Origin of the sequence: Listeria costaricensis, from assembly GCF_900183385.1 — a bacterium.
GTDB classification, from domain to species: domain Bacteria; phylum Bacillota; class Bacilli; order Lactobacillales; family Listeriaceae; genus Listeria; species Listeria costaricensis.
In genome coordinates, this window is sequence record NZ_FXUT01000004.1 from 209103 (window position 1) to 225593 (window position 16491).

The window sequence follows — 16491 nt, forward strand, 5'->3', positions numbered from 1 at the left end:
ATAAAAAAAGACATATAAGGATTCCCGCAAAGATAATCATCAAATAAAAAAGCTAAAATCAAGCATGATACCCATTTATCAAAATGGATTTTGCTTCATTTTAGCTTCTTCTTTTCAATCATAAAACAAGTTCCCTGACCAACCTGCGTCTCCACAGAAATCTCCAGCTGATGCAGAATGACAATACGCTTCACAAGAGAAAGCCCCAGTCCGCTGCCGCCCGTCTTTGCTTGTCTGGCCTGATCAGCCTTATAAAAACGTTCAAAGATGCGGCTTTTCTCCGCCTCTGTCATACCCGCCCCGTTATCCGTCAACGTAAAACGAAAAGCATTGTCCGACTGCCGTTTGAGCCCCACATGAATGGCACCGCTATCCGGCGTGAATTTAATCGCATTGTGGAGCAGATTCTGCCAAACTTGATAAAGCAGATCCTCCGCCCCATCATAGGTAACGCTATCCAGATCGGCCGTCACGTCGATATTTTTGGCCGACCATTGCGGTTCAAATGCCAAAATCACACTGCGAATCTGATAATCAAGCCGAAAAGGGGCAGTGGACAGTTGGTAATCCTGCTGCTCCAGTGCCGCCAGTTTTAACAAATTCTCACTGATTTTGGAAAGTCGAGCCGTCTCAGTCGCAATAATATCCAGATAGTGCTTCCGTTTTTCAGGGCTCAACGTCTCATCATCCAGCAGCTTCGTGAAACCGGCAATCGAGGTTAGCGGAGACTGAAGCTCATGGGATACATTGGCAATAAAATCCTGCCGCAAAGTCTCCATTTCAGAAAGCTGCTCCGTCGTCAGGCGCACCTGATCGAGCATCAAGTCCCAATGCCTGTCGCGCGTCATTTTGGAGAGCTGCTGGAAAGACTCGCCCAATTGGAAATTCCCATGGCCAATTTCTGCCAGCATGTCGAGCAGCAACGTATAAAACCGGCGTTCCGAGCGACGCGATACGATAAAAAGCGTAAAAGCCGCCATCATCAATAATAAAATACTGACACTTGCCACCGCTAATTGCTCCCAAAAAGGCGCCAGCTGGAAAGACCAAATATCTTCCGCCAGAACCACCAGATAAAAGGAAATCATAAAGACGGAAACGATCACCAGCACGACCAGCGAGGTGTAAAGAATCTGTTTCACCTTGTCGCTCATTTGCTTTCCTCCAAACGATAGCCTAGGCCGCGAATCGTCTGAATCCGAAACCCGCTATCAGGAAACTTTTCCCGAAGCCGCTTGATGTGCACATCGACCGTGCGCTCATCACCGTGGTAGTCATAGCCCCAAATCTGTTCGATGAGTGCCTCGCGCGAAAAAGTCTTATTCGGCGTGCCGGCCAGCTTGTAGAGCAGTTGGAATTCCTTCAGTGGCAGCAAATAGGTCTTGCCGTCCTGTTCGACGCTAGTCTCTTCTTCTAAGAGGGTGACCCGGCCAATCTGGAGCTTCTTGGCGCTAAGAATCTGATACCGTTTGAGTAGCATTTTTGCACGAGCTACAAGTTCTTCAGGTGCAAAGGGTTTAACAATGTAATCGTCGGCCCCTTGATCAAATCCTTTCACCTTTTGAGCAATTTCTCCACGGGCAGTCAGGAAAACCACCGGAATATCAAGAAATGATTTGAGCGCGCGGCACAACTCCCAGCCATCAATCCCCGGCATCATCACGTCGATGACTGCCAGATCAACTGTCTGAGTTTCCAGCAGGGTAAGGGCCGCCTGACCATCTTCTGCCACAAATGTTTGAAAGCCTTCTTTTCCGAGGACCGTTTCCACAAGCTCAAGAATATGAGGATCATCATCCACAATCAATATCCGGTTCATTTTTCCTGCCTCCTAATATTTCCCGGGGAATAATTTCTACTGTAGTTGCTGTGCAGCAAATGACGCATATAGAGGGTGGCTATCCACTAACTCTTGATGGGTGCCGCGCCCTGTAATGGTTCCATTTTCGATAAACAAAATCTGATTCGCACTGACAATGGTCGAAAGGCGATGGGCAATGACAAAAGTTGTTCGCCCCTCCATCAAATTTGCCAAAGCTTGTTGAACGATTTGTTCGGATTGGCTGTCAAGACTTGCCGTCGCTTCATCCAGCATGAGAATTTTAGGATCGCGTAAAAAAGCACGTGCAATCGCAATTCGCTGCCGCTGTCCGCCAGATAATTTCACGCCGCGTTCACCAACCTCCGTATCAAGTTGGTCAGGCAACTCCTTAATAAAAATATCCGCATAGGCAAGTGCTGCCACCTGCCATAGCTTTTCATCGGATACAACTTCTTTTAAACCATAGCACAGATTATCTCGAATTGTCCCAGATAACATGGCGCTTTCCTGAGAAACATAGCCAATTTGTTCCCGCCAGCTATGCATCGAAACCTCTCGAAGCGGTCGGTCGCCAACCGTGATTTCACCTGCATCCGGCTCATAGAAGCGTTCTAAAATCGCAAAAAGAGTGGATTTCCCACCGCCGCTTGGACCAGCAAATGCGACCACTTCACCCGGCTTCGTTTCAAAACTGATATCATGCAGAATTTGATCCTCTTTATTATAGGAAAACGCAATGTCGCTAACTTTGATCGCCTTGCCTGTCAGATCATAGCGGCTTCCAGATGTAAAATCCTCCGTCGGCTGATCCAAAATTTCCGCAATCCGCTCTGTAGCACCCTTCGATTTTTGCAATTGAGTAAAGAAGGACGCAAATGAAGTTACTGGAACGATAATTTGGAATAAGTAAAGCAGAAAGGCAATCAATGTACCCGTTGAAAGAGTCCCTTGTTCAACTCGAATCCCACCATATCCGATAATGGCGAAAATTACGCCCATCACGACAAACATAATTAGCGGACTAACAATGGCAAAAATCTTGGCTTCCCGTTTTCCAAAATCAAGCAGTCGACTAATGCGTGCCACACCATTTTCCGTTTCATAGGTTTCCGCGTTCGAGGCCTTTACCAGGCGAGCTTCCGCCAAAGTTTGACTGATTGCGCCAGTAAAATCGGCCGTTTCTTTTTGAAGTCCTTTTGAAATTTTGAACATTTTACTGCCGAGAGGGGCGACAACCGCTGCTGTTATCGGAATCGCAACTAGAATCATCAGCGTCATTTTCCAATCCATCACAAATAAAATCGTTACGGCACCAATAACGGAAATCACCCCTGTGATAAATTGCGGAAATTGGTTGGAAATCAGCTCCTTCACGACTACAGTATCATTGATAATCCGACTGACAAGTTCCCCAGTCTTGTGATCATCAAAATAGTTCATACGTAGACGAACGATTTTTTTCCAAAGCCGGTTACGAATCTGAGCGACGACCTTCTGCCCCATATAATAAAGCAGGTAAATGGAAATGCCGTTTGCTACTGCCTGTAAAATGAATGCCCCGACAATCAGGGAGATCATCAGCCCGTTTAATTTTGAAAATGAAAAACCGTCAATCAAATCCTTGGTAAATATAGGAATGATGAGTCCTGCAATTGTCGTAATAATACTTGTAATCAACGCAAAAAATATGACCCATCCGCCTGGTCTGGCCGACAGAATCAGCTGGAAAAATTGTTTCCATCCATAATTGGAGTCTTTTTTTGATGTCATTTCTTTCATCCTTTCCCTTGTTCTAAAGCTATTATAGCCACCTATTGTGAACCCTATATGAACAAAAGTACTTGCTTATACTAATTATATCGTGCTTTAGAGTAGTTTAGGCGGTATTTTTATCAAATTAACAATTACTTGTTTAGGGAATTAAAAAAATTTGATAAATGTTCATAATTAGGTCGATTTTTGTATCTATGTGGTAATTCTCGGGAAAAATTTATAAAATTTAGTGCTAAAAACGATTTTTTTAGTTCTATTTTGTTAAAATATGTAATTTTTCGTTTTGCGAGGTTTAAAATTAAAATATGTTATAATGCGTATAAAATTACAAACTGAACAACAAAGGAGACATTATGCTTTTTTTAAAAGAACTAGAAACGAATCTCACAGTCAACAAGTTAATGGAACAATGTTTTGAACATCCAAATTACAAAGACTACTGTTCAATTATCAGTACAAAAAAAGGCACGGTGTTGGAGAACACAAATTTAGAGAGTGAAAAAATCTACTTTATCTTAAACGGCATTTACGGGATGACTGTTAAACAAGCCAACGAAAGTGAAGATGATGAAAAAGAATGCATTATCCGTTTCCTTCAAAAAGGTGATAGTTTTGGCCTGTATTTCATGTATTATGATTGCTGGGAGCCAGGCGTTAGTTTGCAAAGCTTAGGCCGCGGGGAAGTCATGGCAGTCGACAGCAATTTCCTTTTCTCAATTCTAGATGAGTGGGATGAAAATAACTTCTTTATGATTCGTTGTCTATCAGAAGAACTTCGCGAAACACAATGTTTTACACAGCTTAGTTTCCTAAAAAAAGAAGAACGTATCCGTAAAGCACTGCTAAAATGTGCGCAATCGCTTGGTACATATTCAGATAATGGTATTTTGCTTCCAAAAGAAATCACACAGGAAGTATTAGCCCGCTACACAAACACATCACGCGAATATGTGGCCCATACGATTATGAAGCTGATCAAAGAAGACATCGTCCGTAATCGTCCAAAACCACTTTTGATTTTAGACAAGCACCGCTTATAAGATCTTGTACGAACCGATCTGCTAATGGCAGGTCGGTTTTTTGAGCATTCCATAAAGAAATTTGACCAGTTTGCGTTATAATGGCTGTGAAATCGTTTTCTAATGCAAAATCGAAGGAGGATGAAGCATGAAGTTTTTTATTGACACGGCAAATGTTGAGGAAATCAAAAAGGCAAGCAGAATGGGATTTATTGCAGGCGTGACCACGAACCCATCTCTCGTTGCCAAAGAAGGCCGGGATTTTAATGAAGTCATCCAAGAAATCACAGCGATTGTAGACGGACCGATCAGTGGAGAGGTCGTCAGTCTAAAAGCAGAAGAAATGATAGAAGAAGGGCGGGAAATTGCCAAAATCCACCCGAACATGGTCGTGAAAATCCCAATGACAGGCGAAGGGATGGCGGCAGTGAGTGTACTGAACAGGGAAGGCATCAAAACAAATGTCACGCTGGTATTTTCGGCAGCGCAGGCACTTCTGGCGGCCAGAGCGGGGGCCACTTATGTTTCTCCGTTTTTGGGAAGACTGGACGATATTGGCACGGACGGCTTAGCTTTGATTCGGGATATTGCCGAAATCTTTGCCATCCATGATATTCAAACAGAAATTATTTCTGCCAGTGTCAGACACCCCATCCATGTGATCGAATGCGCGAAAGCCGGCGCTGACATTGCAACTGTTCCGTACAAAGTTTTTGAACAAATGCTGAAACATCCATTGACAGACAGCGGCATTGAACGCTTTTTGGCTGATTGGGAGGCGGCGAAGAACTAAAAGGAGAGGATCGACTTGAATCGACAATTCATTGTAAAAAAAGCCCATAAAAGCAATTATCCAGACCCATTATTTGTAAATAAAAATGAATCGATTTGGATCGGGCGGGAGGACACCGAGTATCCAAACTGGCTGTTTTGCAAAGTGAAAACAACCGGCAAGGAGGGCTGGGTACCTAAACAAATCATTCGTGCAGAAGCGGGAAGCAAAAGTGGCACAGTCACCGAGGACTACTCAGCCAGAGAGCTGAATGTCGAGCCAGGAGACAAGCTGGAAAGCAATCGCGAGCTGAACGAATGGGCGTGGTGTGTTACGGAGGATGGGCAAGCCGGCTGGGTGCCACTCGAAGCTCTGGAATGTTTCACGTGAAACAATTGAACCAAGTGCTGAATTTCTGAAAATCAGTTAGTAAGAAGGCGGGGAGCCGTTTTATGCGGTTTGCCGTCTTTTTGTTTGCCTGCAATCAGGTTTATCTTTTGCCCGTTTTGTGGAATAATAAAGATAAAAAGAAGAGAAATCTGGTGGGCTTATGCAAGATTGGAAGAAAAATCTTTATGTTGTTTGGATTGGCTGCTTTCTGACAGGGACTGGACTTAATCTGATCATGCCATTTTTACCACTTTATATTGAAGAACTAGGTGTTCATAATCCCGATCAAGTCAGCCTATGGTCAGGGATCGCCCTTAGTTCGACTTTTTTGGTTTCAGCCATCATGTCGCCCATTTGGGGAAGCTTGGCCGATCGCAAGGGACGGCGAATCATGCTACTCCGTGCGGCACTCGGCATGTCGGTCGCGATGATCCTGATGGGGCTTGTGACCAACGTGTATCAGTTTGTCGGATTACGCCTGTTGATGGGGGTCTTTTCCGGCTATATCTCTACAGCCAATGCGCTGATTGCCACTCAAGTACCGCGGCATCGAAGCGGGCAGGCACTGGGACTGCTTTCAACTGCTGGCGTGTCAGGTGTTTTGATTGGGCCACTGATCGGCGGCTTTTTGTCCGATACATTCGGCGTTCGACCGGTATTTTTCATTACCGGTATTTTGATTGCAGGCAGCTTTCTTCTGACGCTTTTCTTTGTGAAGGAAAATTTCACACCTGTCGAAAAGGCCGATATGCTCTCTGCCAAAGAGGTACTGCATAAGCTGCAAAGTCCTTGGCTGATTTTCGCCCTGTTTTTCACAACGATGATCATTCAAATTTCAAGCAATGCAGTGAATCCAATTTTGACCTTATATGTGCGCGATCTGGCTGGAAATGCCCAAAACATCGCATTCATCAGTGGGGTGATTTCTTCCGTTCCGGGGATTGCGGCATTGCTGACAGCACCGCGCCTTGGAAGATGGGGCGATAAGATTGGGACAGAACGGATTCTGCTTTGGGCATTGGTCGGCTCCATGGTGCTGCAAATTCCGATGGCGTTCGTGGAAAGCCCTTGGCAGCTGGCCATTCTGCGCTTCTTGCTCGGCGTGACAGATGGGGCACTTTTCCCGGCAGTCCAATCCCTGCTGACCAAGAATACGCCGCGAGATGTTTCAGGACGGATTTTCGGCTACAACCAATCGTTTCAATATATTGGTAACGTAGTGGGGCCCATGGTCGGGTCGACAGTTGCCGCACACTTTGGCTACAATGATGTATTCTTTGTAGTCGCCGGCTTTATTTTGATCAATGTGCTGATCTCGGCCTTTTTCAATCGCCGACTGCACGCCTCTAAAAGGAGCGGATAAATTTGAACCAAAAACTAACAGATTTGCCGTCAATCGGTAAAAAAATGACCGTCATGCTGGGGAAAATCGACATCCACACCCCGCAAGATCTGGCAGGGCAAAACCCGATGACACTTTACGAACGTTCCTGTCAGCAGGCGGGAGAACGGCTCGATCCTTGCGTGCTTTATACCTATCGATGTGCGGTTCATGCGGCTGAAACAGGGGACACGACAAGCGAACTGACCAAATGGTGGAACTGGAAAGACCGCACCCACAAAAATGAACAGGCGGCAAAGGAGTGAGAAAGAATGACTGGAAGTACAATCACTTTTGAAAAAATGATCCAGGCTGCACGAAAAATTGTTTTTCTGACCGGCGCAGGTGTCTCGGTGCCATCCGGAATCCCAGACTATCGATCGAAAGGCGGGCTTTATTCAGGCGTTAGGCAGCCCGAATATCTTTTAAGCGAGCAGTGCCTGAAACGCGAACCCGATGTGTTTTATGAATTTGTCAAAAATAATCTATACTATCCAGATGCAAAGCCGAACGTGATTCATCAAAAGATGGCAGAAATCGAGCGGCTGCCAGACAAAACAGTGACCATCATTACCCAGAATATCGACGGACTGCACGAAAAGGCCGGCTCCAAGCAGGTGGTCAATTTTCATGGCAGTCTATACGATTGCTACTGTCAAAAATGCGGTCAAACGGTTCCGAGTGATGTGTATCTGCATTCCGACCAACATGAAAATTGCGGCGGCATCATTCGGCCAGCAGTCGTGCTTTACGGGGAAGCGATCGACCAGCGGGTCATTGAGGCCTCGCTTGCAGCAGTCCGCGCGGCAGATTTGCTGGTCATTGTGGGGACGAGTTTTCAGGTCAGCCCGTTCTGCAATCTGATCGACTATCGGCAGCCGAATGCCCAAATTGTCGCGATCAATCGGGAGCTACTGACCCTGCAAGCACCGTTCACCATGATGACAGCAGATGCCGCCACTGTATTCGCGAAATTGTAAGGCGTAAATGGTCCAACCGCCCGGCAAATAAACAGGCCGGGCTTTCTTGTGCAAAAAAGCACTTTGTCTTGCTACCGCTTGCAAGCCATGATAAAATTTGATTAACTGGGAGTTTTCTCAGTCAAAATTTTTGAAAAACAAGGAGTGGACGCTTTTATGAGCCCTGACCCCGAGAGTCAGCAGATTATCGTACAACTGATTCTTATCCTCGTACTCACTTTACTCAATGCTTTCTTTGCATCAGCTGAGATGGCGCTCGTTTCACTGAACAAAAACCGTATCCGCAATCAGGCGGAAGATGGCGACAAGAAGGCCATTCTTTTGACGAAGCTGATTGATGATCCGAGTAATTTTCTGGCGACCATCCAGGTGTGTATCACTTTGGCTGGATTCTTCTCCAGTGCCTCGGCCGCAACAAGTATTGCGACTAGACTCGAGGTATACCTTGGCGGGAGCAGTTTTGCCAAAGAGCTGTCAATTATTTTGGTCACAATTGTTCTGTCTTACATTACGCTGGTATTTGGTGAACTCTATCCCAAACGGATCGCCCTTCAAAAATCGGAAGCCATCGCGCGTTTTTCGGTTCGTCCGATTATTGTGGTGGGATACGTTTTACGCCCGTTCGTCAAATTGTTATCATTTTCGACGAACATTCTGGTCAAGCTGACACGCATGGATAAAGGCGACAGTGAAGAGAAAATGACGAGGGAAGAAATGCAAAAAATGATGGAAGCCGGCACGAAAGACGGCATTTTGGAAGCAGAGGAGCTGAGCATGCTACAAGGTGTTTTTGAGCTCGATAACAAGTATGCCCGTGAAGCCATGGTTCCGCGGACAGATGCTTTCATGATCGATGGCGAGATGGATTCAGAGGCGCTATGCGATCTTTTGCTAAGTGAAAATTATTCACGAGTTCCGGTTTACCTGAATGATGCAGATTCGGTTTATGGTATTCTGCACATGAAAGATTATTTCGCAGAAGCGCGAAAAGTGGGTTTTGAAAATGTCGACGTTAAATCACTCGTCAAAGAAGCTTATTTCGCCCCGGAAACCATTTTTATCGACGATCTTTTGAAAAATATGCGGAAAACGCGCAATCAGATTGCGATTCTGATGGATGAATATGGCGGTGTAGCTGGGATCATCACGATCGAGGACCTGCTCGAAGAAATCGTGGGTGATATTGATGATGAATATGATGAAATTACCAATGAATTTACGAAAATCAATGACCATCTCTACATCATGGATGGCAAATTGTCGATTGATGATTTTTGTGAGATGCTTGACGTGGAGATTCCGGCAAAGGGAGTCGACACGATTGCAGGATTTGTTTTGACGCTACTTGGCGATATTCCAGATGAAGGGAGCCAGGTCGAAGTCGAATACGGACCGCTGAAATTTACCGTACTGGAAATCAAAAATGCCAGATTAGTCTCCATCCGCGTTGAAAAAAAGTCTGAAATGGCGGAAGAGCTGATTGAACTGGCTTGATAAATAAAAAACAAATGGGCAGGGTGATTTTGGATCCTGCCCATTTTTAGTAGAGCGAAAGAAGTGAGGTCTGCATGCCAAATATTCGTGAAATTGCCAAACTGGCTGGCGTCTCAGTGACGACCGTATCGCGCGTTTTGAATGACCACCCGTATGTAGCGGCAGAAAAACGGGCGCGCGTTCAAGAGGTGATCAAGGAGCTGGATTACATACCCAACCGCAGTGCGACCAACCTGGCGCGCGGCAAGACGGAAACAGTCGGTGTCATTTTGCCGTATAATGACCATCCCTGGTTTGACAAAGTGACAAGCGGCGTTTTGGAGGCGGCTTTCAAACAGAGATATTCTGTGACGCTGTTTCCGACTAATTATGATCCTGAAACGGAAGAAAAATATTTGATGATGTTAAAAACTAAGCAGGTCGACGGGCTGATCATCGTTTCGCGAGCCAACCCGCTGGAAATTATTGAACCTTATGCGGCTTATGGGCCGATTGTTGTCAGTGAATATACGGAACTGGAAGGCTTGTCGTGTGCCTATCTCGACCGGGAAGAAGCTTACCGAGCCGGCTTTCAGTATCTCTATAATGAGGGCTATCGTCGAGTGGCTTTCACGGCTGGAAGGGACGCGGGGATCAGTCCCAGCACGTCTGCAAAAATCAAAGCCTACCAAGCGGTTTTTGGCGAGGAGCCGCGCGACAATTTGCTACTCGATTGTTATTCTGTTCGAGATGGCTACGATGCGGCGGATTATTTTTTCGCGGAGACAAGTTTTCGGCCGGATGCCATTTATGCGACCGGTGACGAGGCTGGTGCCGGCATCATGCAGTATGCGGCCGAGCATGGCCTTAAGGTACCGCAAGATGTGGCGGTTCTCGGACAGGAGAATTTGCCGATAGGTGTAGTTCTAGGCCTTTCAACGCTCGATCAACATTTGAAGAAACTTGGCAGGACCGCTTTTCAAATTTTCAAAAGTGGAAAGGTCCAAAAGAAACGAATTGATCATTCATTAATCATCCGCACAACGGTTTAAAAATTTTTTTCACAAAAGGCTTGACCTGAAACCCGTTTCATCATTTACAACATAAGTAGAGAGTGATGAAAGGGGCTGAAACAATGAAAATCGAAGGAACGTGCAAAATTTCGACGGCACTTGGTATGGAGTATCAATTCGGCATATTCTATATCGAGCGCGATTATCTTGTTTTTGAGCATGGCCTCAGCAGCAGACGCACCTACCCGCTCCAAAAGCTTTGTCATATCGAAATGTCGCTGAAAAAACGGCGGTCAAACCTAACTTTCAGCTGCGGGAACGTCCATTTTGAAATAGATGGACCATATGAGGCAATCAAATCACTGGCGGATGGACTGAATGGCGATTTTTCAGCGTATCAATTTGAGCCAGAACAGGACGCGCAACGAAAGCGTAAATTCAGCGCGCATCACGATCATCTATTTGCAAAGTAAACCAAGGAGGCAGATAAAAGATGTATAAAGCGATTATTTTTGATGTAGACGGTACACTTTTAAACACGGAAAATGCGGTTTTACATTCGCTGCAATCGGTGCTGGCAGAAGAAGGGCTTGATTATGAGCTGGACGAACTGCGCTTTGTTTTGGGCATTACAGGAAAAGCGGCGATTGAGCAGCTAAACATTTTAGATGAAGAGACTATTCTGGAAAAATGGCTGGCGCGCGAAGCTTCGATGATTGAAGAAGTCGAGGTTTTTGAGGGCGTTCATGAAATTCTGGCTGCCATTCCAGAAAGCGGTGTTGTGACCTCGAAAAATGCAGATGAAATGGCGAGCGGTTTCTATCCGTTTGAGATTGACCATCACTTTGACGCGATTGTTTGCGCCAGCGATACAGACGAACATAAACCCCATCCAGCCCCACTGCTGAAAAGTCTCGAAGTATTAGGGCGGTCACCAGAAGAAGTCATCTACATTGGGGATTCTCCCTATGATATGGCCTGTGCGCATGCCGCCGGTGCAGATTTTGGCTTGGCGCTTTGGGGAGCCGGTTCGACAGACGGCTTTGAGCAGGCAGAGCATGTATTTGAACATCCGACAGATATATTGAAATTGATTGCGCGTTAAGAAAGTATATAAGAAATTTACGTGAGGGATGACCACGAGCTAGTTACTGTAGTGTAAGGTCACAGGATTTGAACATGTAAATGAAAAGAATTTTAGCACTGAAACACCCAAAACCCCATTGTTGCTCTTAACAACAATGGGGTTTTTTGTGGTCTATATGTCGCGCATGCCTTTCAAACTCAAATAAGCCATCAACAACCCATCAGCCGTCTTAAGCGAAAGGTTGGTCTGTTCATAATATTTGTCGAGCCGGTACTGGACCGTGTTGCGGTGCATGAATAGCTCCTTCGCTGTCATGCTGATATTGCCCTGATGAAGGAACAGCGCCTCAATGAGGTCAAGCAAAGTCTCGTCATTTTGGAAGGACTGGGAAACGAGTTCAGCCAGCGGATTTTCGCGCCAATGTCCTGCTAGATCATGAATCATGCCTGAAGCAACCGTTTGAACTGATTTGGCGGACTGGAAATCGAAAAAGCGGCGTTCTTCGCTGAAATAGCGACGCATTGCGGAGGACTTTTGATAAAACAGCCCCATGAAAAATCGAACAGGGAAGTAAAAATCATTTTCAAGTGTATTGGCAACCGCTTCAAGCTCCTCGTCGCCTAAAAGGGAATCGGAAACCGGCTCGATTAGTACGCCGTATTGCGTGGAAAGCTGGATCAATTCGGTATCTGAATGGAAGAAGCCCAGCAGTGCCTTTTTCCAGTCTTGAAAAATCGTTTTACTAGGAGCCGTTTTAGGCAGGTAAAATTGAATGAAGCGGTATTGCGCCGAGGTTTCTTCCATGTCGACTGCTTCCGCGGTAAATAACAGCTGATACCAGGCTTTTGCCGCTTCATTTTTTATTTCAGGTGCCGCTTCTTTAAAAAGTACCAGGAGCAGCGATTTTTCGGCTTCCGTCAGTTGCTTTTCAGGAATGGCAAAATAAAAGGGGGCTTCAAAAAAGACAAGCTCACCTTGCTCCTGCTTGATTGGCGTTTTTGAAAAACGGATTTCTGGGTATTTCTGCTTGAGATCTTTTATATCCATCACATGCGCGTCCTTTCTACTGATAGGTTTATTTTTACAAATTGCCGACATGAAGTCAAATAAGAAAAGTGGTTGCGTAGTCAACTATTTTTTGATAAGATAAACAAGTAGAATGACACTCTGGCGTTTACCGGAGTGCTTTTTTCATGTATAGGGGGAGAAAAAGTGAGCGAACGGCACGAACAAATGACCAAGGATATTGCAATCATCCACCGGGCGGAATGGGTGTTTAAAAATGAGCGGTTGAAAGACACGGGTCTAAGCAAGGGACAGCTGCGTTATCTTTACACACTTTACCGCCATGATGGCTTGACACAAGAGGCGATGGCCAAACGATTTATGACCGATAAAGCCAATGTCACGCGCCACATGAACCGATTGGAAGAGCTTGGCATGATCTGCCGGGAATCGGATCCGTCTGATAAGCGGGTTCATCGCATTTTCGTTACGGAAAAAGGCTGGCAGCTGCAGGAACTGATTGAAGAAATTACGACAAAGTGGAGTGAATGTGTCACGGCCGGCTTGTCGGAAAACGAAAAGGACGAATTGCTGCGTTTGCTTGATAAAATGACAGCCAATTCACTAGAGGTTATAGAAAGAGGGTATCTGAATGAAAGAACAGAGTAAACGTTTGGGGGAAGACGGTATTGCGTCCCTAATGGCGCGGCTTTCCATTCCGGCTTTTATCGGGATGTTTGTCATGGGGATGTACAATATTGTCGACACGATTTTTGTTTCATACGGAGTAGGGTCAAATGGGGTTGCAGCCCTGTCGATCGCTTTTCCCGTACAAATGATTTTAATGGCCATGGCAGCCATGTTTGGGATTGGTGGCGCTTCGATTATTTCGCGGTCACTTGGCTCGGGTGATAATCAGCATGCCAACCGGGTCTACCATCAGGTGATTTGGCTGGTGCTGATTTCCAGTGTGGTCATTGCGGTTGCCACATTTATTTTCTTGGATCCGCTCATCACGATGTTTGGCGCACCAGAAGAAATCCATCAAATGACCAAGGACTTCTTGTCGCTGATTTTAGTCGCGGCGATTTTCCAGACTTTTGCAATGGCGATGAACAATATTGTCCGTTCGGAAGGGAACGCCAAAACGGCGATGCTGACCATGGTTATTTCCGCTGTTATCAATATGATTTTAAATCCGATTTTCATCATGGGCTTTGGCCTTGGCGTTCGCGGCTCGGCACTGGCAACGGTTATTGCCCAAGCGGTCGGTGCGATTTGGCTTTTGATCTACTTCCTGTCAGGCAAGAGTTCACTTTCTTTGAAGGGTTTTAAGTTTCAGCTGGATACAAAGCTCAGCTGGCAGATCATGGCAATTGGCTTTCCGTCCTTTATCATGATGTCGGCGGGGAGTATCGTGACAATCGTGGTCAACTGGATGCTGCAAATTTACGGCGGCACGCTGGCGATTGCGGTTTATGGTGTGGCGAATCGGATCGCTTCGTTTATGGTCATGCCGATCAATGGTGTCACGCAAGGCATGCAGCCGATCGTGGGCTTTAATTACGGCTCCAAACAATATGAACGTGTGATGAAGGCGGTCAAGCTGTCCATGGTGGTGGCGACGGTCATGTCGATCATTGCTTGGGGAGTGGTTGAAATTTTCCCTTCGCAGCTCGTCCGAATTTTCTCGAATGAACCGGAAATGATTGCAGAAGGAACAAATGCGGTTCGTCTAATCCTGCTTGCGGCTCCGACAATTGGCTTTCAGATCGTCTGCGGCGGGCTTTATCAGGCACTTGGAAGGGCGCGCATTTCCTTTATTATTTCACTCATGCGGCAAATTATTTGTCTCGTACCGCTGCTTTTAATTTTACCGAACTTTTTCGGTCTGGAAGGCGTCTGGTATGCTTTCCCACTGGCAGATCTCGGCGCATTTGCCGTCTGCTGCTTCATTATGGCGAAAACATGGCGCAAGACTTTTCGTGTGCGGGAATTAAACTGAAAAAGCAGTCATGTGTGACGATCACGTGAAGCTTTCAAACAAGTATTGAAGCTCCCTAAGAGAAGTTATATAATGACAAACAGAGTCTATACACCAAGGAGCGATTTTTAATGAATATTTTTCGGGCTTACAAGCTTTTCTGGAAAAATTACGTAAATTTTCATGGCCGGGCATCACGTTCGGAATACTGGTTTAGTGCATTAATCAATGTAGTGATACTAATACTTTTGATGATGATTAGTCTCATCTTCTTATTTTCGGGCTTAGTGGCGATTCCGTTTTCGGGAGATGTGACAACCGTTAATTCACTGGCAACAGGTTCAATGGTATTTATTGTTATCTATGTGCTGTTTTGCCTAGCAGTTTTGCTGCCCAGTCTTAGCTGTTCTGTACGCCGTCTGCACGATACTGGCAAAAGCGGGCACTTCATATGGTTATGCCTAATTCCGTGGGTTGGAGGCATTATCATGTTAGTTCTCCTTGCCATGCCGAGTGTCAAAACAGATAAATACGGTTTTCAGGATGAAGAATTTGATATTTAAAAAGAAACACCAGACTTTTGCAGGTTTGGTGTTATTCTTTTACTGTTAATGCGGAAAAAATCAGCAATAGGAGGGACTCACATGGTTTTAAATCATCGCGCGGAATATCAGGCACTGCCCTTAGCGGACAAGGAAAAGCTGCTGAAACAACGCATACAGCACTTCCCCGACTTTCAGTTTAAACGGATGGAGCGGTTTGAAGCATTTGGTCAAATAACAGAAACCGGCGTATTTCAGTACAAGGACGGCGGCGAATTCGTCTTTGTTCCAGGGGACACAGTAACTTTAGGCTGGAATGCCGAGACTAGTCAAATGAATGAAGAAACGCGGCAGGAAATCGAGCAGATGCTTGGGGATTTGCAGTTGGAACAGTTTCTAAATGAAAACTGTACGCCGGTCAGAACCGCTGTGATTTCTCCCATGCTTGTCGAGCGGGATGTGAATGAGATTGGCTGGAAAATCACTTCAGAGACCGATCCGCGAATTATCGAAGATAAGTACGCGAAAGAATTTTTGGCAGGCTTTTTGAAGGAAAAAAATCCTGGCATTCATGAGCTGAATAATACGTTAAAATTGCAGTATCAAGATGGGAAGCTGTTGGTGCAGATTTATGAGGAAATCAGTTATCAGGAGCTTGTCCAAAGCGTTCAGAGTGATGGCTTTGACCTGCCAACAGAAGATGAGTGGGAATATTTGTGCGGGGGTGGCTCGAGGACTTTGTGGCGATGGGGCGATAGCTTCGACTTCCAAATGAATTTGCCGCATTTCCAAATAGATGACCTGTTTGGGATATTGACTGGCCGAATCAGTTTGGTTTAAAAATCGCCTTTGACCCATATCGCTATGAGATTGTTGCAGATCAGGACGTTCTTTTGAAAGCAGGCGACGGAGGCTGTAACCTTTGTGGCGGCGCGGGACTTGTGCTAGGGTTCCTTCCTGTCGCCACTTATTATAAGGGCTATGATAAAAAAGACGATGAACTGGATTATTTGGATGATATTGGCGGGGACTATACGTCTTATCGGCGAATTATCCGTTTGTAACAGTAAATTTGAAGCTTGAGAGAAGAAAGAATATTTTCTTCTCTTTTTTATTTTAAAAAGGTAGTAGATTGACATTTTTATTAGAGGGAATACTGATTATGTAAAAAATATTTCAAATTTAAGATTAGGAGCAATAAAAGTGGAAAAACTAATTGAAATTTTAACTTCTAATACTTACTTTAAACA

Annotated in this window: 19 protein-coding genes; 15 read left to right on the forward strand and 4 right to left on the reverse strand. The window is 45.4% G+C overall.

The window, feature by feature from the left end; translation table 11 throughout:
- Positions 1-95: 95 nt before the first annotated feature.
- From CS921_RS04090 to CS921_RS04100, 3 genes are read right to left on the reverse strand one after another with little or no spacing between them, the layout of a single operon-like run.
- Positions 96-1154 (reverse strand): sensor histidine kinase, encoded by a 1059-nt coding sequence (locus CS921_RS04090; protein ID WP_099221780.1) that lies wholly within the window; start codon positions 1152-1154, stop codon positions 96-98.
- Positions 1151-1819, reverse strand: coding sequence for a response regulator transcription factor (locus tag CS921_RS04095; RefSeq protein WP_099221781.1), 669 nt, complete (start codon positions 1817-1819; stop codon positions 1151-1153). The genes CS921_RS04090 and CS921_RS04095 overlap by 4 nt, the downstream gene beginning before the upstream one ends.
- A 36-nt stretch (positions 1820-1855) precedes the next feature.
- Positions 1856-3592 carry an ABC transporter ATP-binding protein gene (locus CS921_RS04100; RefSeq protein WP_099221806.1) on the reverse strand — a complete coding sequence of 579 codons (1737 nt, stop codon included), beginning with the start codon at positions 3590-3592 and terminating at the stop codon, positions 1856-1858.
- Positions 3593-3948: 356 nt separating this feature from the next.
- Between CS921_RS04100 and CS921_RS04105 the strand changes: the two genes are divergently transcribed.
- The 10 genes from CS921_RS04105 to CS921_RS04150 all read left to right on the forward strand — a co-directional run bounded on the left by CS921_RS04105 (position 3949) and on the right by CS921_RS04150 (position 11728).
- Positions 3949-4635 carry a Crp/Fnr family transcriptional regulator gene (locus tag CS921_RS04105; protein ID WP_099221782.1) on the forward strand — a complete coding sequence of 229 codons (687 nt, stop codon included), beginning with the start codon at positions 3949-3951 and terminating at the stop codon, positions 4633-4635.
- A 127-nt stretch (positions 4636-4762) separates the two neighbouring features.
- Complete coding sequence (gene fsa, locus CS921_RS04110) at positions 4763-5407, forward strand: fructose-6-phosphate aldolase (RefSeq protein WP_099221783.1); 645 nt, start codon at positions 4763-4765, stop codon at positions 5405-5407.
- Positions 5408-5422: 15 nt separating this feature from the next.
- Positions 5423-5776: an SH3 domain-containing protein gene (locus tag CS921_RS04115; protein WP_099221784.1), complete on the forward strand. Its 354-nt coding sequence runs from the start codon at positions 5423-5425 to the stop codon at positions 5774-5776.
- 160 nt (positions 5777-5936) lie between these two features.
- Entirely contained in the window at positions 5937-7139 is a 1203-nt protein-coding gene (locus CS921_RS04120; RefSeq protein ID WP_099221785.1) for a multidrug efflux MFS transporter, read from the forward strand.
- A 2-nt stretch (positions 7140-7141) separates the two neighbouring features.
- On the forward strand, positions 7142-7423 hold the full coding sequence (locus CS921_RS04125) for a helix-hairpin-helix domain-containing protein (protein ID WP_276106742.1): 282 nt from the start codon (positions 7142-7144) through the stop codon (positions 7421-7423).
- A gap of 6 nt (positions 7424-7429) precedes the next feature.
- The gene (locus CS921_RS04130) at positions 7430-8137 is read left to right on the forward strand and encodes an NAD-dependent protein deacylase (RefSeq protein ID WP_099221786.1); all 708 of its coding nucleotides are present in this window, start codon (positions 7430-7432) and stop codon (positions 8135-8137) included.
- Positions 8138-8293: 156 nt separating this feature from the next.
- Positions 8294-9631 (forward strand): hemolysin family protein, encoded by a 1338-nt coding sequence (locus CS921_RS04135; protein ID WP_099221787.1) that lies wholly within the window; start codon positions 8294-8296, stop codon positions 9629-9631.
- Positions 9632-9705: 74 nt separating this feature from the next.
- Complete coding sequence (locus tag CS921_RS04140) at positions 9706-10662, forward strand: LacI family DNA-binding transcriptional regulator (RefSeq protein ID WP_099221788.1); 957 nt, start codon at positions 9706-9708, stop codon at positions 10660-10662.
- A gap of 83 nt (positions 10663-10745) precedes the next feature.
- Complete coding sequence (locus CS921_RS04145) at positions 10746-11096, forward strand: hypothetical protein (RefSeq protein ID WP_099221789.1); 351 nt, start codon at positions 10746-10748, stop codon at positions 11094-11096.
- A 20-nt stretch (positions 11097-11116) separates the two neighbouring features.
- Positions 11117-11728, forward strand: coding sequence for an HAD family hydrolase (locus CS921_RS04150; RefSeq protein WP_099221790.1), 612 nt, complete (start codon positions 11117-11119; stop codon positions 11726-11728).
- Between the two features lie 153 nt (positions 11729-11881).
- Here the strand turns inward: CS921_RS04150 and CS921_RS04155 are convergent, their stop codons facing one another.
- The gene (locus CS921_RS04155) at positions 11882-12757 is read right to left on the reverse strand and encodes a PucR family transcriptional regulator (RefSeq protein WP_099221791.1); all 876 of its coding nucleotides are present in this window, start codon (positions 12755-12757) and stop codon (positions 11882-11884) included.
- Positions 12758-12922: 165 nt separating this feature from the next.
- On the opposite strand from CS921_RS04155, the gene CS921_RS04160 reads away from it, so the two are divergent.
- The 5 genes from CS921_RS04160 to CS921_RS15640 all read left to right on the forward strand — a co-directional run bounded on the left by CS921_RS04160 (position 12923) and on the right by CS921_RS15640 (position 16305).
- Positions 12923-13384 carry a MarR family winged helix-turn-helix transcriptional regulator gene (locus CS921_RS04160; protein WP_099221792.1) on the forward strand — a complete coding sequence of 154 codons (462 nt, stop codon included), beginning with the start codon at positions 12923-12925 and terminating at the stop codon, positions 13382-13384.
- A complete protein-coding gene (locus CS921_RS04165; RefSeq protein WP_099221793.1) occupies positions 13368-14720 on the forward strand; it encodes an MATE family efflux transporter in 1353 nt (450 codons plus the stop codon). Before CS921_RS04160 ends, CS921_RS04165 begins: the two co-directional genes overlap by 17 nt.
- Before the next feature lie 110 nt (positions 14721-14830).
- A complete protein-coding gene (locus tag CS921_RS04170) occupies positions 14831-15262 on the forward strand; it encodes a DUF805 domain-containing protein (RefSeq protein WP_099221794.1) in 432 nt (143 codons plus the stop codon).
- Between the two features lie 81 nt (positions 15263-15343).
- The gene (locus CS921_RS04175; RefSeq protein ID WP_205527762.1) at positions 15344-16081 is read left to right on the forward strand and encodes an SUMF1/EgtB/PvdO family nonheme iron enzyme; all 738 of its coding nucleotides are present in this window, start codon (positions 15344-15346) and stop codon (positions 16079-16081) included.
- A 53-nt stretch (positions 16082-16134) separates the two neighbouring features.
- On the forward strand, positions 16135-16305 hold the full coding sequence (locus tag CS921_RS15640; RefSeq protein ID WP_205527763.1) for a hypothetical protein: 171 nt from the start codon (positions 16135-16137) through the stop codon (positions 16303-16305).
- Positions 16306-16491 lie beyond the last annotated feature (186 nt).

Excerpts from the sequence above, each read along its gene's own strand:
- CS921_RS04150 (WP_099221790.1), top strand. The coding sequence starts at position 11,117 with ATGTATAAAGCGATTATTTTTGATGTAGACGGTACACTTTTAAACACG.
- CS921_RS04175 (WP_205527762.1), top strand. The coding sequence starts at position 15,344 with ATGGTTTTAAATCATCGCGCGGAATATCAGGCACTGCCCTTAGCGGAC.
- fsa (WP_099221783.1), top strand. The coding sequence starts at position 4,763 with ATGAAGTTTTTTATTGACACGGCAAATGTTGAGGAAATCAAAAAGGCA.
- CS921_RS04170 (WP_099221794.1), top strand. The coding sequence starts at position 14,831 with ATGAATATTTTTCGGGCTTACAAGCTTTTCTGGAAAAATTACGTAAAT.
- CS921_RS04135 (WP_099221787.1), top strand. The coding sequence starts at position 8,294 with ATGAGCCCTGACCCCGAGAGTCAGCAGATTATCGTACAACTGATTCTT.
- CS921_RS04165 (WP_099221793.1), top strand. The coding sequence starts at position 13,368 with ATGAAAGAACAGAGTAAACGTTTGGGGGAAGACGGTATTGCGTCCCTA.
- CS921_RS04130 (WP_099221786.1), top strand. The coding sequence starts at position 7,430 with ATGACTGGAAGTACAATCACTTTTGAAAAAATGATCCAGGCTGCACGA.
- CS921_RS04090 (WP_099221780.1), bottom strand. The coding sequence starts at position 1,154 with ATGAGCGACAAGGTGAAACAGATTCTTTACACCTCGCTGGTCGTGCTG.
- CS921_RS04155 (WP_099221791.1), bottom strand. The coding sequence starts at position 12,757 with ATGGATATAAAAGATCTCAAGCAGAAATACCCAGAAATCCGTTTTTCA.
- CS921_RS04145 (WP_099221789.1), top strand. The coding sequence starts at position 10,746 with ATGAAAATCGAAGGAACGTGCAAAATTTCGACGGCACTTGGTATGGAG.
- CS921_RS04100 (WP_099221806.1), bottom strand. The coding sequence starts at position 3,592 with ATGACATCAAAAAAAGACTCCAATTATGGATGGAAACAATTTTTCCAG.
- CS921_RS04120 (WP_099221785.1), top strand. The coding sequence starts at position 5,937 with ATGCAAGATTGGAAGAAAAATCTTTATGTTGTTTGGATTGGCTGCTTT.
- CS921_RS04140 (WP_099221788.1), top strand. The coding sequence starts at position 9,706 with ATGCCAAATATTCGTGAAATTGCCAAACTGGCTGGCGTCTCAGTGACG.
- CS921_RS04105 (WP_099221782.1), top strand. The coding sequence starts at position 3,949 with ATGCTTTTTTTAAAAGAACTAGAAACGAATCTCACAGTCAACAAGTTA.
- CS921_RS04095 (WP_099221781.1), bottom strand. The coding sequence starts at position 1,819 with ATGAACCGGATATTGATTGTGGATGATGATCCTCATATTCTTGAGCTT.